Origin of the sequence: Burkholderia sp. BCC1988 (assembly GCF_905339895.1) — a bacterium.
Taxonomy (GTDB): Bacteria; Pseudomonadota; Gammaproteobacteria; order Burkholderiales; family Burkholderiaceae; genus Burkholderia.
In genome coordinates, this window is the sequence record NZ_CAJPHA010000004.1 from 37,255 (window position 1) to 52,687 (window position 15,433).

Here is a 15,433-nt window from a genome sequence, read left to right on the forward strand (position 1 = left end):
TGACCTTGGTAACCTCGACCTGGTTCGACACAACGCCATTTGTCGCATCGCCCTTGATGCCGGGCGCTTGAGCATCGGCTCTCCTGCCTTCAAACGATCAAACGCAATCTCCGCCTCGCCGCAGCCACCGTGCAGCGCAGAATCACTCGGTTGCTCGTGATGAAGCAATATCGCTCCGTCTTGCAACGAACAATAGGTGTTTGCCTCCTGCAATGCCTGCCGTTTCGCAAAGGCAGGACCACCCAACGGTACGCGCGTGGAAATCGTATCGGTATTCGCCCCGATCCCGATGCGTTCGGCGCGCGTGTCCACGCTATCCATTGTGACGATCAGGATGCCCCGTCAACCGTCGCCGATCCGGAACACCTTCGCTTAACGCCGGCCAAGCAACACGGCGACGTTGCGCTCGGCCAATGCGGCGATCGTGCGCGACGGATTCAGCCCGAGCGCACGCGGGATCGTCGCACCGTCCATCACGTAGAGCCCGTCGTAACCGAATACTTTTCCGTCCGCGTTTACCACGCCATCCGCGTGCGTGAGCCCCATGTTGCAACCACCGAGCGGATGCGGGGTGATCAGCCTGTGGAAGTCGCTCCACGTCGGAGGGACGAAGGGTTCGCCGCCCGTGGCGGCCGACAGGCGCCGGTGCGTGTCGACCATCGCATCGACCACCGCCTGCGATCGCGTGTACGACCAGTCGAGCCGCAACACGCGACGCCACGGCGCAAACCAGCAGCGACCGAGACGCATGCGCCCGTCTCCCGGATCGATCGCCTGGCCGAACCAGGGCATCATGTTCTCGACCGGGTCGTCGCAATCGAAATGGCGCGCGAAGGCTCGCCAGAACGTGCGCATCGCCGTGCCGTGCGAGCGCTGCAGGTGGCGGCGCACGAAATCATGCGCAAGATTGGGCACGCCGCCATCCTCGACGAACAAGGGCTGACCATCGTCGGCAGCCCCGTCGAGCAGGTCGATCGCGGCGGAAATGGTGACGCCGTGCGACGGCGAGATCTTCCGGCTGCCGTAGAAGGCCGGCGTCACGAAGTCGCCGTTGAAGGCCCAGCCCCAGCCGAGCCGCGGCGATAGATTCGGCAGCGTGCGATGCGCGTCGCGACAGCGCAGCAGCAGCTCGGTGCTGCCGATCGATCCGGCGCTGACGATCACCCTGGTCGCCGTGACGGATCCGGGCATGAAACTGCCCGCGGCCGGATCGATGACGTTGAAATGCACGCGCCATCCCTGGCCGAGCGGCTCGAGCTTGTGCACGACGTGCAGCGGCAGGATCGTTGCGCCATGGCGCTCGGCCACGGCCAAATAGTTCAGATCGAGCGTGTTCTTCGCCGACACCTGGCATCCGATGTCGCAATTGCCGCAGTGTACGCACGTGCCTTGCGATACCCCGTGCACGTTGACGTACCTGACGGAATGCCGGTCGTCACGCGCGTCGGGCAAGGACGGATCGTAAGTCGACGAAAACGACACGGCGAGCGGCAACTTGCGATACCGATCGCCCCAGCCGCAGGCGTCGGCCGCGTCGCGCAACAAGCGGGTGCGTTCGCTGATCTGGTTGTCGGGCACCTCCTGGACCGACAGCATCCAGCCCACGCGCTGGTAATAAGGCTCGAGCGCCTCGTACGTGATCTCCGGCGGCCAGCCATGCTCGAACGCGTCGGGTTTTGCCTCGACCGAGACGTTGGCGTAGATCAGCGACCCGCCGCCGACGCCCGCGGCAGTCACCACCGACATGTCGGAAAAAACACGCAGGTCGGCCCAGCCGTGGAAGCGTTGCGGGTTCTGCTGGTTCCAGAGCCACGGGTCGGTCTCGTCGCGCGGATACGTCTTCGGCGTCCAGCGCCGGCCACGCTCCAGCACCAGCACCCTCCATCCCGCTTCCGCGAGGCGGCAGGCCGCCACCGCGCCCCCGAAGCCACTGCCGACCACGACGACATCGTATTCAAGCGCGCTCATGACGACGATCTCCTGACGCAGGTGCGCCACGGTTCCGATACGAACGACCCGAAGCATCCGCGGCATCGCGAGGCCGGACCGAGCGAAGCCGATGCGGGCAGTCAGGCCGCCTTCGTGTTGGATGACGCGAAACAGTTGCCCGGCAAATTGTTTGGCAACACCCGACATCGTCTTTCCGCGAGCTTGCCCGGCGCACGCGGCGAATTATCGGAGGCTGGATGAAATGTCCTTTGTTTTCATTGGGTTAAGCGACAATCGCGCAGGCGTGACGCGGGCTGGCACGCCTCATGCATTTGTAGCTGCGAGCGCAACGAAAACGTGCTCTCTTCCAAAACCGCAGCAAACTTAGGAGATTTATCATGTCCGCACTGATGATCAGCGACCTGTCCCGCGCCCACGAACTCAGCCGCAAGGAAATGGCTTCCGTCCGCGGTGGTAGCGTGTTCCAGAACTACGGAATCAACAACATCGCAACCGGCGGCGGCTTCTCGTTCGCGAGCCCCAATACCATCACGGCCCCGGTCACCCAGGTCGATGCATCGACCCACCTGGATCTCACCAGCGTGACCAACTCGATCAACAACCTCGGCGGCCTGGTCGTCGGAAAGCTGGGCCTCTAAGCTGCGCCGGATGTCCGCTCAGCGGCAACCGTGTCCGACAGCGTCGACCGAAACGCTCCAGCCCGCCGCGGGGTTGTCCTCGCGGCGTTCAAAGCCCGCCAGGCCGTGTTCCCTGGCGGGCTTCCCTGCATGATAAAAACGAAGCCGGCATGAACGGGCAGATGGGCCGACGCCCCGTCGGCAGCACCGCCCGCGTCCATCAGCGGCCGGGCTGATCCCGCCGCGCCTTCGACCTCCCTTCCCTGCACGCGGATCCGCTTCGCCTCGTCGAGGCGGATGGCGCCGCGGCGCCCGTCATGGTTCCGCGTGGTCGCATCGATGCGTCGTTGGCCGTCGGCGCGGCAGTCCCGATGCGTTGTGCCATTCCGGATGGTACGCGTTAAATTCAGTGATCCGAAGTACATCGTGACGATCGTTGCGTCAAGGCCGGTTGCCGCCGACCGTCGGCGCAGCATCGCGTCGAGGGCTTTCCTGCGCAGGCGCTCACACGCTGCGGCTGCCCGTCGATGCCTTCGACGCGAATCGCAAACGTCATGTCCCGTTCCTGTTGGCCGGGATAGAACAGCAGACGCGGAAACCGTCTGGAAGAACCCGACACCGCCGTGCTCCGATCTTGCCCGGCGAACCCGGTGAAATCGCGTCGAGCGGATTGAATTGCGTTTGTTTTCATGAGGTTGGATGTGTTTCCCGCGCGCATGAGCAGAGCCTGGCACGCGCCGTGCATTGATAGCTGCGAGCGCAACGAAACGTGCTCTTTCCAAACCGCAACACACTCAAGGAGATTGACCATGTCCGCACTGATGATCAACGATCTGTCCCACGCCCACGAACTCAGCCGCAAGGAAATGGCTTCCGTCAGCGGGGGTAGCGTGTTCCAGAACGCAGGTATCAACAACATCGTGACCGGCGGCGGATTCTCGTTCGCCAGCGCCAATACCATCACGGCGCCGGTGACGCAGGTCGATGCATCGACCCACCAGGATCTCACCAGCGTGACCAACTCGATCAACAACCTCGGCGGCCAGGTCATCGCGAAGCTGGGCTTGTAAGTTTCGCGATGCTTGCTTGCAGTCGCAGTAGTGTTTCGATCGAGTCGTACCGAAGTTCCTCAGCCCGCCGCGGGTTCGTCCCGCGGCGTTTCAAGCCCGCCAGGTCCCGCTGGCGGGCTTCTTTGCATGGTCGAAAGCGCAACCGGCCTTCATGCCGCATCCACTGCCGCGCAGTGGACTGCGTCGCGCCATCCGAGATCGAGCCCAGCACGCGCGTAACTCCGTGCCAACACGGCTCTGCTGCGCTCGTAGCTGTGTGTCACCCAGTCGCAGTACAGCGCGGCCAGCACGCTTGCCCGACCGGGATGACGCGAAACGTCGACGGCCATTGCACCCGCGCGCAGGCCGGAAGCGATGGCGAAACGCAAACCGTCTCCTGTCGCGGGGTCGAGATAACCCGCCGCATCGCCGCACACGATATAGCCCGGGCCCGCGGTCCGGCGCACGCACTGCCAGCGTCTGCCCTCGCGCCACACCGGTCCGACGGGTGTCGTGTCCGCCGGCCACGCGATCTCGCCATCGCGCAGCGTCGATAGCGACGTCCAGATCCGGAACGTGGACGTCGCCCTCATCCACAGCCAGCCGCCGCGCGCGATGTTCCAGTATGTGCCGGGGTGCGTGCCGGGCCCGCGCGCGTAGCCGCGGCGAAGCCAGAACAGCGAAGAGTCGGTCGCCACCTCGAGCCGCATCGCGCGACGCAGCCACCCGTTGACGCCGGTTGCATCGATCACGGTGCTTGCGCCGACAGCGCCGTCGCCGTGCGTGATGCCCACGACCGCGCCATGTTCGACACGCGCGAGAAGCCCGCCGGCGGGCGCACGTGAATAGCGAACGCCGGCAGCCAGCGCTTCGGCACGCAGGCCGTCGTCGAGCCGGCTGCGGATGACCGCACGTCCCCGCTGCGCATCGGCCACATCATCGAGCCATGTATGCGGTTGCCGCGCGAGGCTCGGCGCCAGTCGATCGAGCAGCGCGAGCGCGGCGCCGGACACGCATTCCGGCGCCGCCCGCGAACGCCCGCGGCCCAGCATCCACACGTTGCCGCCCGCTCTTGCTGCCGCGATCGCGGCAGCGCATCCGGCAGGCCCGTCGCCGACCACGAGCACGTCGATCGCATTCATCGCGGTTCCCTTCAGTAAAGCCCGAGCGCGTGCGGCCCCGGTGCGCAGCGCAGCACGGGGCCGATCACCCGGGCCTCGGTCGCATCGCAACGGATCGCCTCACCGTAGCGCACGCGCAACCGTCCCGGCATGTGCTGCGCCGGCGTCGCATCGGCAGCAGGCAGAACGAAAAGAAAGCGATAGCGCCCGGCAACGCCCGACGCGTCCGCAGCCTCGGCTTCGCGAAGTGCCCGCGCGGATACCAGCCACAGCTTCGTATGCGACGGCGTTTGCCCGTGGTCGCATGCGGCGACGGCATGGCGCAATGCACCGATGCGCCGGATCAGCTCGGCCGAATCGACATGCTCGAACGCGCCGTACAGCATCTCGCCGTGCAGCGCGTTGGCGACGTAGTCCGAGCGTTCGATGTCCGCGTAATCCACGCTGCCGTCGGGCGTCAGGTACGGGCCGTATTCGCCGTCCCATCCGCGCCGCGTGTTCGACTCGTCGCCGCGCGTGACCAGCGGATGACACGGATGCAGGCCGAGTTCATGGTCGAGCATCGGGATCGCGGTCGGCGCGTCGCTCCGGTTGAAGGTTCTGGACGCGTCGGGACTCACGGCGGGCCAGAAGCTGTTGGAGGCAGCGCACAGCTTGATATCTTCGGCGAACGGGCTGCCCAGCCCGAAGGTGGCGAGGAAGATGCCGCGCCGGTTGCCCGCATAGGTGACGTCCCAGCCTGGCGCAAACACGCCCGAAGACGCGTCCGACAGAAACGAGGTCATGCGCGGCATCTGCACGTCCCGGTCCCGCCGCCGCGCCGAGCGTGCCGCCCGGCTGAACGCGACGGCGACCGTCTCGTCACGCGGCGAAAACGCCTGCGTATGGCTGAACGGATCGACGTGATGGGGATTGGCCGGCAGGCGCTCGGCGCTGAGCGATATCGGCGAGCCGCTCCTGAACTGCGACTTCGGATCGATCCGCCGGTCCTTGAACCAGCGCTGCAATTCCGCCTGGTCGGCGTACGGGTAGAAATCCGGCGCGGCAACGACCGAATAGGCCGGGTGTACAGCGTGTCCCGCCAGCTCGGCGATACGGATCGTCACGACGCCTTCGCTGCAGTGATCCAGAAACAGCTGCGCGCGATAGCCGCCTTTGCCGACTTCCCCGAGGAATGCCCGTCGGTCGACGGGATGCGCGCGCATATCCGTGCAGGAGCCGTCCTCATGCGCCTTGTGCCGGATGTTGATGAACTCCGGTGCATTGCGCGGTTCGGGAAATCGAAGCCAGGCGGGCGCGAAATGCGGAAAATAGTGCTGCCGCACGTCGTCGACGGCGGCCAGCACCAGCTTCCACAGATTCGTGATGATTCTCATCGTCGTGAAGCGCCGGTTGGCGAGCGGGGCCAGCCGCCATCGAGCCGGCACGCCGAAGCCGTGCACGCCGAAGTTGGCGGCGTTCACCGGCTCGATCAGCGGCCGCGCGGCCGGGATCAGGAGTACGGCCGCGCCCGAACGCTTCAGTGCGACTGCCGGGGTGCTCGCGCCGGCAGGCGGTGCCGTGCCGGCGTCCTCGGAGCAGATCGCATACGGTGCGCCGCCCAGATCGCCGGATGGCGACGGCCGCACGCCCCAGCGCGCCTCGACGGCCCGCTTCAGCTTCTCGCCGCGATGGCAGTGGCCATATTGCAACGTCAACCGGCGTCCGGGCAGGCATTCATCGGGAAACAGCTTGCGCACCGGTTCGATGAAGGTGCGCCGATCGTCGCCCGCTTGCCTGCCCTCGATCAGCGCGAGCGTGCCGGGGCCGGCGACCCGGCGCACGAGAAACGCGCCATAGCGCGCCGGCATCGCGCGGACATGCTCGATCCCGTCCGGCACGTGCGGCACGAAGCTGCGGGTCTGCTCGTCGTAGCTTGCGTCGACGTCGCCGTTGCGGGCAATGCCGAGTCGCGAGAACACGAGGTCCGCATGCTGCTGATGTCCGGTACGGCGCGCGGGCCGGTACTGGTAAGCCAGCACCGCGATGTCCAGCGTCTGCCAGTCGGGCGGCAACGGCGCCAGCGCATCGATGTAGTTCTCCAGCAAGTCGATTGCCTCGAGGCGTACGCCGGCATCCGGCGCCGGGCACGTGGACAGTGCGAGCAGGTGATAGACCAGACTGCGTGCCGGGTCGCCGGGCTCGATCGCCCGCGTGGTGTCCGGGCAGAGATCGTGAATGCGCGGATCGTCCCAGTCGATCGGCAGCGGCCGGCTCAGTCGCTTCGCCGTCTCCTCGGGCGTGCCCGAATCGGACAGGTCGAGACCGTGACGTTCGAACGCTGCTCGCCACGGCGCCGGCAACCCGAGCAGCAACGCGTGAACCTCATCGACGAGCATCGACGGCCTCCGGCGGTGGTGCGTTCGAAGCGGCCGGCTCGATGCGCTTCGCGTCCCGGAACCCCACGCATGTCGATCCGGTCGCTGCAGGCCGCCTCTTCAGCGCTTGTTTCAAACGAACCTCACACTCAGGTTCTCGGTTGCCGAGATCAGTGACTAATATAGGTGATTGCAGCTGCAATGAAATGTCGGATTGTGTTTGAAACATTGAATGCCGGAGGCGCGTGGCGTGATTCGCCGGCGGCGCCGTGACTCGATCAACACATGTCGGCGGCCACCTCATGTTGACGCGCAGAACCTTCGTGCTGGGCAGTGCGGGCGTGGCGGGCACGCTGGTGATCGGCTGGGCGTGGTGGCGCCGCGACGACCGGCTGGCCATACCCGCGCAGCTGGCGATGTCGCGCGTCGATGTGCCGCTGAACGGCTGGGTGATGATCAGTTCCGCTAACGACGTGACGATCGTCATGAGCAAATCCGAAATGGGCCAGGGGATACATACCGGCGCGGCCATGTTGCTGGCCGAAGAGCTGGATGCGGACTGGTCGCGCGTGCGCATCGTCATGTCCCCGCTCGACACGATCTACAAGGACCGCGAATCACTGGCCGACGGCCTGCCGTTTCGTCCCGATGACGACAGCCTGCTCGCGCGCGGCGCGGCGGCCCTGGTGCGCCACGGCGCACGCTATCTGGGTTCGATGGTAACGGGCGGATCGACGAGCATGATCGATCTGTGGGGGCCCATGCGCGAAGCGGGCGCCACGGCCCGCATCATGTTGCGCAGCGCCGCGGCGCAGCTTTGGCAGGTGCCCGTCGCCGAATGCGAGACGAAAGCCGGCGCGGTGCTGCATCGGTCGGGGCGCTCGGCGACGTACGGCGAACTTGTCGAGCGCGCGCGGGACGTGCCGCGCCCGGCACATGTCGCTCTGAAGGACCCGAAGACTTTCATGCTGGTCGGGAAACGGCTGGGCCGCATCGAGGCGCACGCGAAGCTCGACGGCAGCGCGCGCTATGGCATCGACGTGCTTCCGGACAAGCTCCTGTATGCGAGCGTCGCGATGTGCCCGACACTCGGCGGAACGGCGCTGGCGGTCGACCGGTCCAGGGTCGGCGGCCTGAAGGGCGTGACCGGCGTCTTCACGATCGCGCCATACCACGGCGGAACGGGAGGCGTTGCCGTCATTGCCGACAATCCCTTCATCGCCATGCGGACGTTGTGCGGGTTGCCGGTCACATGGGATCACGGGCCGGCTGCGGGCGTGAATACCGCGGACGTCCGCACGGTATTGACGCGCGCCCTCGACGGCGATGACGGGCGCCACGTGTTCTACGCCGCCGGCGACGCCGATGCGGCGCTGGGCCACGCGAAGCCGTTCGTCGCGCAGTACGAAGTGCCGTACCTGGCTCACGGGCCGCTGGAACCGATGAATTGCACGGTGCGGGTCGACGACGACGCGGCAACGATCTGGTGCGGCACGCAGGTTCCGATGGTGGCACGCCGGGCAGTCGCGGCGCTGCTGGGCCTGGACGAAGACAAGGTGGTCGTGAACCAGCAATTGATCGGCGGGGCCTTCGGCAGGCGGCTCGAAGTCGACTTCATCACGCAGGCGGCCGCCATCGCGCTTCATGCGAAGGGGCGGCCCGTCCAGACGATCTGGTCGCGCCCGCAGGACATGACGCACGACTTCTACCGCCCGGCCTGCGTGGCGAGATACAGCGGCGCCATCGATGCGAGCGGCAGGCTGGTTGCCTGGAAAGGCGTGTCGGCGAGCCAGTCGATCAGCGCGCAGGCGATGCCGCGCACCTTCGGCATGCCGGGCCTCGCCGCGAAATGGCTGCCCGACGCCACCACGGCGGAAGGCGCATTCGACCTGCCCTATGAATGCGCGAACATTCTCGTCCAGCACAATACGGTGACGCTCCCGGTTCCGGTTGGCTACTGGCGCTCCGTCGGACACTCGCATCAGGCATTCTTCGTCGAGAGCTTCATCGACGAGATGGCGGCGCTGGCTCGCAAGGACCCGATCCAGTTTCGGCTCGACATGCTGAAGCAGCCGGCGCACGAGCGCCACGTGGCCGTGTTGCGGGCGCTCGTCGCGCTATCCGGCTGGCGTTCGCCGCTGGCGTGGCGTGACGAGACCGGCGCGCGGCGCGCACGCGGCGTCGCGATGCACGAATCGTTCGGCAGCGTGGTCGCGCAAGTCGCCGAACTCCGGCAGGACGGTGACGGCTTTCGCGTGACGCGCGTGTTCTGCGTGATCGACTGCGGGCTGGCCGTGAATCCGAACCTGGTCGAGCAGCAGATGGAGAGCGGGATCATCTTCGGATTGTCGGCCGCGCTGGAGCAGGCGATCACGATCGAGAACGGGCAAGTCGCGCAGCAGTATTTCGACAGCTATCCGCTGGTCAACATGGAGACTTGCCCCGAGATCGTCACGCAAGTCCTGGCCGGCGGGACCGAGCCGCACGGCGTCGGCGAAGCGGGCACGCCGCCGATCGCGGCGGCCGTGGCGAATGCGCTGTATGCGCTCACGGGCGTGCGTCATCGCACGCTGCCGCTCATCAAGCCGAGCCCGCCCGGGCAAGGAGACGACCGATGGTGTCAGTCCGTATCAACGGGGAAACCGCTGACCTCGATACCGAGCCCGACACGCCGCTGCTCTGGGTGATTCGGTGCGAACGGAAGCTGACCGGCACGAAGTTCGGCTGCGGTGTCGGCGTCTGCGGTGCGTGCACGGTGCTCCTGAACGATCAGGCCGTGCCCGCGTGCCAGTTGCCGGTCGGTACGCTGAACGGCGCGCACATCACCACCATCGAAGGGCTGGACGGCGTCGAAGCGCGGGCGCTGAAGAACGCGTGGATTGCCGTCGACGTCGTGCAATGCGGCTATTGCCAGAGCGCGCAGCTGATTGCCGCCACCGCGCTGCTGATGCGCTGCCCTCGCCCCGACGACCACCAGATCGACGAAGCCATGAAGAACATCGCATGCCGGTGCGGCACGTTTCCCCGCATCCGCCGCGCCATTCACCAGGCGGCGCAAGCGCTGGGCCGCTGACCGGCGCATCGGCCCGATCAGTGGCCGTTGGCATGCGTCGTGATCTGGATGAAATCGGCGGCAATGCGCCCCTCGCCGTATTTGGCCTCGAACAGCTTCAATTGCCGCTCGATTGCCGCGAGATAGGCGGCGCGCGGCTCGGATGAAGGCCGTAACCCGTCGAACAGCGGCGCGGGCGTGACGAGGAGCACGATCATCTCGGTGCCGAACGGCGGCCCGATCACCCACTCGCCCATGCTGCCGATCGTCGCGGCGTAATTCGGCGGCGCCTGGTTGTCGCGTTCGCGGCTGCTCGGCACGAGATGCACGACGCTCCCGTTCAGCACGTAGTAATCGACGTTCACATACGACTCGTAAGCGGGTGTCGTGATGTCGATGACGAGCGGGCTGCCTTCCGCGAGATGCGCGTCCGGCGCTCGCGTACGGAGCGACGCGGCGTGTGACGATGCCTGATTCGATCGCCAGTACGGGGCCAGCGCGCTCACGACCTCGCAATCGCGGGCATCGACCGGACGCACGTCGAGCCTGGCTGCCGGCCCGCCCGCCAGGCCGCCGAGTGCGCTGCGCACGCGGCCGATGCCGACACCGGCTTCCGTATAACCGCGCACCTGCAGCACGCGATCCTGCACCGATGCAACCAGCGCCGAACACGGTACGCGCGCCAGCGCAGCCGTCACGGCCGCCAGCGAGATCGCCGGTGCGGGTGTCGGTGCCGGTGCTGCCGGCGGCGGTGCGCTGGCAGCAGCAGGCACGGCGTTCGCGGCGGCCGCCGGCGCGCTGCCGGCACTGGCGCTCGCCGTCGCGCCATTCCCGCCGCCGGCGGTCGCGTGCGCAACCGTATCCGTTGCGGAGCGCCCGTCACCGCTGCGCGAAAGCGCCTGGTAGCCGTACCAGAGCACGGCGACCGCCGCCGCCGTGCAAGCGCCCACGGCCACCCCCACGCGTACGCCCGATGCCCGGGCCGGTGGCTTGAGCACGCCCATGCCTTCCAGGAACTGGTTGACGCTGGGCGTGCGCGCCGCGCGGTCGAACGACAACGCGGCGCTCAAGGTTCGCCATTGCGTGCGATCGAGACCGGGATGACGCTCGGGCCGCAAGTGGTCGTGACGCGCCTGGGTGGCCGACAGCCGATTGAACGGATGGTGCCCGGTCAGCAATTCGTAGGTGACGCAGGCGAGCGCGTAGACGTCGTCGCGCGGATCCGGCTCGAGATGCTCGAACATCTCCGGGCTCGCATAGGCCGGCGTGATGCCGCCGAGGCTCGCCGGGTCGAACACGGTCACGTCGGGATCCTCGTCGCGGCGCTGGAATGCGCGCGCAATCCCGAAGTCGATCACCTTCACCTCACCGCGGTCGGTCAGGAATACGTTGGCGGGCTTGAAATCGCAGTGAACGAAGCCGCGCTCGTGCGCGTAGGCGAGCGCCTGGCCCATGCCGGCGATGATCGGCAACGCGGCATCGAGGGGCATGCCCTTGAAGTCCGGCGCGCGCAGCACCTTGCTGAGCGGCCGGCCCGACAGATACTCCATCGTGAGGTAGACGAGCGGACCGTCGCGATCGAAGTCGTAGACGGTGACGATGTTGCGATGGGCGAGCGTCTGCGCCTTGCGGGCCTCACGCTGAAGCGCGATCAGCGACGTCGGCTGGCCGCGAAACTGCACATTGAGCACCTTGATCGCGATGTGCGGCTTGCGATCCGACGCCTCCAGCTTGCGCAGGTCGAGCGCCTTGTACACGGTACCCATGCCGCCGACGCCCAGGCACTCCTCCAGCACGAAGCGCCCGTTCAGCGTATCGCCGATGCCTTTCACGCGCTCGCCGTCGACGGACAGTGCGTCGCCCGACGGCCCGGGCGCGATGCCCGGACGCGCGTCCGGCCGAAGCGGGCTCTCCTGGATCCGGGTCGCGTCGCCCGCGGATGCCGTTCTGTCGCGACACCGCTCGAGGCGTTTCAGCACTTCCACATAGATATCGTCCGACAACGGCTGCGTGGTTTGCGTCTGGTCGAGCACTTCGCGCAACCGCGCGCAATCGACCTGATCGGTCGCCAGCACACGGTCGATCTCCGAGAAGAACGCTTCCTGCGACAGCGTCCCGCTCTGGAATGTCTGAATCAGCTGCGCAAAGCTCATCATTCGTATGCCGTCTACTCAGCTTCAGCTTGCCGACCCGCTTCGGCGTCCCGCGGCGCCGCCAGGGCAAGGACCGTCCACGACGTACCCGTGCAGCGCGACATGTCGTTGATGCACCGGACACCATCGAACCCGCGCACGCTGCCACGTCATCATCAGACGAATTCGGCTGCGCGCCGCACCGGCCGCGGGCCTTCTGACAGGACGTCTAACAAATCATACTAGTCTGCGGTCACGCCCTGTGCAATCGGTGCCGGAACTAGAATTCACGTCGATCGATCGCGAACCGGCTGCAGGTTTTCGCCGTCCACGCGCGCCCGCGCTGCCCGATCGATTTTCCGGCGCGCGCGGTCGTGCGGCGAACCTATACTGGACAGATTCCCGGTACGTCGGCACATCGCACGATGCTGCATGGCTGCCCCTCTTCCATCCGATTTCGCGGAGTCAACCATGGGCGTGCTCGTCATCAACGATCTTCCCGAAAGCGTCGACCTCGACCGCCAGGCGATGGCCGCCATCAGCGGTGGCGCGCGGGTCCGTGCGCATCAGACGATGCTCGCGCCGCAGCCTTTCCCCTATCTGCACACCGACGCCCGCGGGGCTGCACTGAAACATGCACCGGCGGCCGAAGCGGCGGCGTCCCCGGCGCGCCCGACCCTGTTGCGCTGACGGCACACCATCCGGCCGCGCACGCACGATCAGGCCGCCTGCGACATCATCGCGGGCCGCCGATCGGCCGGCGGGAACACGCACCACGAGCCGTCGTCGTGACGAAAGAAGAAGATCGCGATCGTGCCGGCCGGATGCACGGCCTCGACGCAGACGAAGCGCCGCCGTTGCACCGGCAGGCGGCTGAAGCGCACGATGCGCGCCGGCACGCGCGCGCTCGGCGCGAGCCACTTGTCGACCTGCATGCGCAGCGAGGATTCGGTTCCGTTCATTTGAGCCCCCTGATGACGATGTCGAACGCGCCGGGACGTCGCTCATGCGGCGGCGATGGCGGCCACGGCACCTCGTCCGCCCGCGCGCCGCGCCGCGAGCAGCGCGCGGCAGACGGACAGCGCGAACCGGACGGCCGTCCGCGGATGCATGACGCAGGTGCGAACCTGCTCGCTGTGGCCCGTCCCTTCCACGCACCACGTGCAGAAGTGCTCGCAGTTGTTCGTGAGCAGGCGATAGCGGTTTTCGCCCAGACGCGAACGCGCGCGCAGCACCGCGGTGCGTCCCGCATAGGCGGCGTACGGATGCGGCACGACGCGCACCGCGTGACCGGCGGCGAAGCGTTCGAGCGTGACTTCCTCGATCGGGCCGCGATGCAGCGACGTGCACAGCCCCGCGTAGTGGACGACGCGCCCGTCGCCGACGTAGATGCCGTGATGGCTGTAGGCGCCGCGGTCGGAAACCAGGTGCGCGCCGAGCGGCAGTGCGTCGACGCCGCCGGACAGCGAAGCTGCCTGCGCGCTTGCGTCCGCAATGCTGTTCACTGGTTGAAGGTCGCGTTCCATGACGGGCTCCGTCTGCAGGTTGGCGGCCGCCCGTGTTGCTCATGGGTCAGCCGGTTGCCAACTAACCTGCATCAAGCGTGCCACTATCCGCGGCGCCCGCCGTGCAAGGCCTGGCGGGAAACGCCCGGCGAACCGCGCACCGCGCTGTCGCCGCGCGGCCAACCGTTTACCGGGGATTTTGTTGGTGCGGCAGCACCAGTCGGCGCGCCCGACCGCCGTCTGCATGTGCCGGAGCAGGTGTCGGTTTCGCGACCACGTTCGTGGCCCCGACTGTTGGCTCGCGTACAACCATTGCGGGACGAGGCCGCGACGCACTAGGATGCAAGCAACGCGTGTCGATCGCGCCTTGCCTTGCCGCGCGTGGCGCCCGGGCGGATCGACGCCCGCGCCCGGGCCACGCACGCGGGTCGTGTCGCGCATGGCACGAGGTTTGCACGTATCGGGTACCCGGTTCGTCGGCAAGCCCCATTCGGAGACGCATCATGACCACGCTCGCAATTACCGACCTTCACATGCAGCGCGACATCGACCGCAAGACGATGTCGTTCATCCGCGGCGCAGGCGCGCCGTGGGTATTCGGCTGGATCCAGCCGTACACGCCGCCGGCGCCTGCGTTCGGGCCGGTCGTCAACCTCTATCAGACGTACAACACGTTCTACGCGAACCAGGTTCTCAACCAGATCCAGAACATCGACGTCGCGAACTCGGCACCTGGCGCGAACATCGTGGTCGGGGTCGGCGCGGACGGCAGGAACCGGCTCGTCTAGCGCCGGTTTCAAGCCGGCCGGCAACGCGCGTTCACAAGCCCTGATCGGCATGAACCCGCCCTGAACGAAAAGGAATGGCGCGCCGTGAGCGCAGAACTGCAATGGACTTCGGCGTCACGCACCGACGTGGGCCGGGTTCGCGAGATCAACGAAGACGATTGCCTCGCGTTGCCGCACCGTGGCCTGTGGGCCGTTGCGGACGGCATGGGCGGACATTCGGCCGGCGACCTCGCGAGCCGGATGATCGTGCAGGCGCTGGATCGGCTGGCCGCCCCGGCCACGCTGGCGGACTTCATCGCGGCGGCGCGTACCGCGCTCGATGCCGTCAACGCGCACTTGCGCGAATCAGCTGCCCAGCGCGGCGTGCGCATGATCGGCAGCACGGTGGCGGTGCTGCTCGCGAGCGGCCGCCAATGCGGCTGGCTGTGGGCCGGCGACAGCCGGATCTACCTGTACCGCGACGCGCGCCTGACGCAGCTGACGCTCGATCACAGCCACGTCGCGGAACTGCAGGCGCAGGGCCACCTGAGCGCACAGCAGGCGCGCCATCACCCGTCGCAGCACGTGATCACGCGCGCGGTCGGCGCCGCCGAGCAGCTGCAGCTCGACGAACGACGCATCGACGTATGCGACGGCGACATGTTTCTGCTGTGCAGCGACGGCCTGAGCAACGAGCTCGACGAGGCCGACATCTCGGCCGCCCTCGCCTGCGGCGATTGCGCACGCGCAACGGACGAGCTCGTCGCCCTCGCGTTGCGCGCGGGCGGCCGGGACAACGTCACCGCGGTCGTGATCCGCGCGTCCGATCCCGATGCGTCGGACCGGACGCTCGCCAATCCTTCCGTGCGACGCTGAACGATCG

Annotated in this window: 13 protein-coding genes; 7 read left to right on the forward strand and 6 right to left on the reverse strand. The window is 67.3% G+C overall.

The window, feature by feature from the left end; translation table 11 throughout:
* Window positions 1–372 precede the first annotated feature (372 nt).
* Complete coding sequence (locus tag U4012_RS06805; RefSeq protein ID WP_321797626.1) at window positions 373–1,968, reverse strand: GMC oxidoreductase; 1,596 nt, start codon at window positions 1,966–1,968, stop codon at window positions 373–375.
* A gap of 359 nt (window positions 1,969–2,327) precedes the next feature.
* Here U4012_RS06805 and U4012_RS06810 point away from each other — a divergent pair, with 359 nt between their 5' ends.
* Window positions 2,328–2,588 carry a hypothetical protein gene (locus tag U4012_RS06810; protein WP_044848681.1) on the forward strand — a complete coding sequence of 87 codons (261 nt, stop codon included), beginning with the start codon at window positions 2,328–2,330 and terminating at the stop codon, window positions 2,586–2,588.
* A gap of 788 nt (window positions 2,589–3,376) precedes the next feature.
* On the forward strand, window positions 3,377–3,637 hold the full coding sequence (locus U4012_RS06815; RefSeq protein WP_044848682.1) for a hypothetical protein: 261 nt from the start codon (window positions 3,377–3,379) through the stop codon (window positions 3,635–3,637).
* A gap of 149 nt (window positions 3,638–3,786) precedes the next feature.
* Here U4012_RS06815 and U4012_RS06820 read toward each other — a convergent pair whose 3' ends face one another.
* Together U4012_RS06820 and U4012_RS06825 are read right to left on the reverse strand one after the other, a co-directional pair.
* The gene (locus tag U4012_RS06820) at window positions 3,787–4,743 is read right to left on the reverse strand and encodes a hypothetical protein (protein ID WP_321797159.1); all 957 of its coding nucleotides are present in this window, start codon (window positions 4,741–4,743) and stop codon (window positions 3,787–3,789) included.
* Window positions 4,744–4,769: 26 nt separating this feature from the next.
* The gene (locus U4012_RS06825) at window positions 4,770–7,115 is read right to left on the reverse strand and encodes a hypothetical protein (RefSeq protein ID WP_321797161.1); all 2,346 of its coding nucleotides are present in this window, start codon (window positions 7,113–7,115) and stop codon (window positions 4,770–4,772) included.
* A gap of 281 nt (window positions 7,116–7,396) precedes the next feature.
* Between U4012_RS06825 and U4012_RS06830 the strand changes: the two genes are divergently transcribed.
* The gene (locus tag U4012_RS06830; protein WP_321797163.1) at window positions 7,397–9,781 is read left to right on the forward strand and encodes a xanthine dehydrogenase family protein molybdopterin-binding subunit; all 2,385 of its coding nucleotides are present in this window, start codon (window positions 7,397–7,399) and stop codon (window positions 9,779–9,781) included.
* On the forward strand, window positions 9,709–10,167 hold the full coding sequence (locus tag U4012_RS06835) for a (2Fe-2S)-binding protein (protein WP_321797165.1): 459 nt from the start codon (window positions 9,709–9,711) through the stop codon (window positions 10,165–10,167). The genes U4012_RS06830 and U4012_RS06835 overlap by 73 nt, the downstream gene beginning before the upstream one ends.
* 17 nt (window positions 10,168–10,184) lie before the next feature.
* On the opposite strand, the gene U4012_RS06840 is transcribed toward U4012_RS06835, so the two are convergent.
* Entirely contained in the window at window positions 10,185–12,302 is a 2,118-nt protein-coding gene (locus U4012_RS06840) for a serine/threonine protein kinase (RefSeq protein WP_321797166.1), read from the reverse strand.
* 447 nt (window positions 12,303–12,749) lie between these two features.
* On the opposite strand from U4012_RS06840, the gene U4012_RS06845 reads away from it, so the two are divergent.
* Entirely contained in the window at window positions 12,750–12,968 is a 219-nt protein-coding gene (locus U4012_RS06845) for a hypothetical protein (RefSeq protein WP_124645719.1), read from the forward strand.
* A gap of 29 nt (window positions 12,969–12,997) precedes the next feature.
* Here U4012_RS06845 and U4012_RS06850 read toward each other — a convergent pair whose 3' ends face one another.
* Together U4012_RS06850 and U4012_RS06855 are read right to left on the reverse strand one after the other, a co-directional pair.
* Window positions 12,998–13,240 (reverse strand): hypothetical protein, encoded by a 243-nt coding sequence (locus tag U4012_RS06850; protein WP_321797171.1) that lies wholly within the window; start codon window positions 13,238–13,240, stop codon window positions 12,998–13,000.
* 42 nt (window positions 13,241–13,282) lie between these two features.
* Window positions 13,283–13,804 (reverse strand): lecithin retinol acyltransferase family protein, encoded by a 522-nt coding sequence (locus U4012_RS06855; RefSeq protein ID WP_321797173.1) that lies wholly within the window; start codon window positions 13,802–13,804, stop codon window positions 13,283–13,285.
* Window positions 13,805–14,286: 482 nt separating this feature from the next.
* Here U4012_RS06855 and U4012_RS06860 point away from each other — a divergent pair, with 482 nt between their 5' ends.
* Complete coding sequence (locus U4012_RS06860; protein WP_044846565.1) at window positions 14,287–14,571, forward strand: hypothetical protein; 285 nt, start codon at window positions 14,287–14,289, stop codon at window positions 14,569–14,571.
* 84 nt (window positions 14,572–14,655) lie between these two features.
* Complete coding sequence (locus U4012_RS06865; RefSeq protein ID WP_321797177.1) at window positions 14,656–15,426, forward strand: PP2C family protein-serine/threonine phosphatase; 771 nt, start codon at window positions 14,656–14,658, stop codon at window positions 15,424–15,426.
* Window positions 15,427–15,433 lie beyond the last annotated feature (7 nt).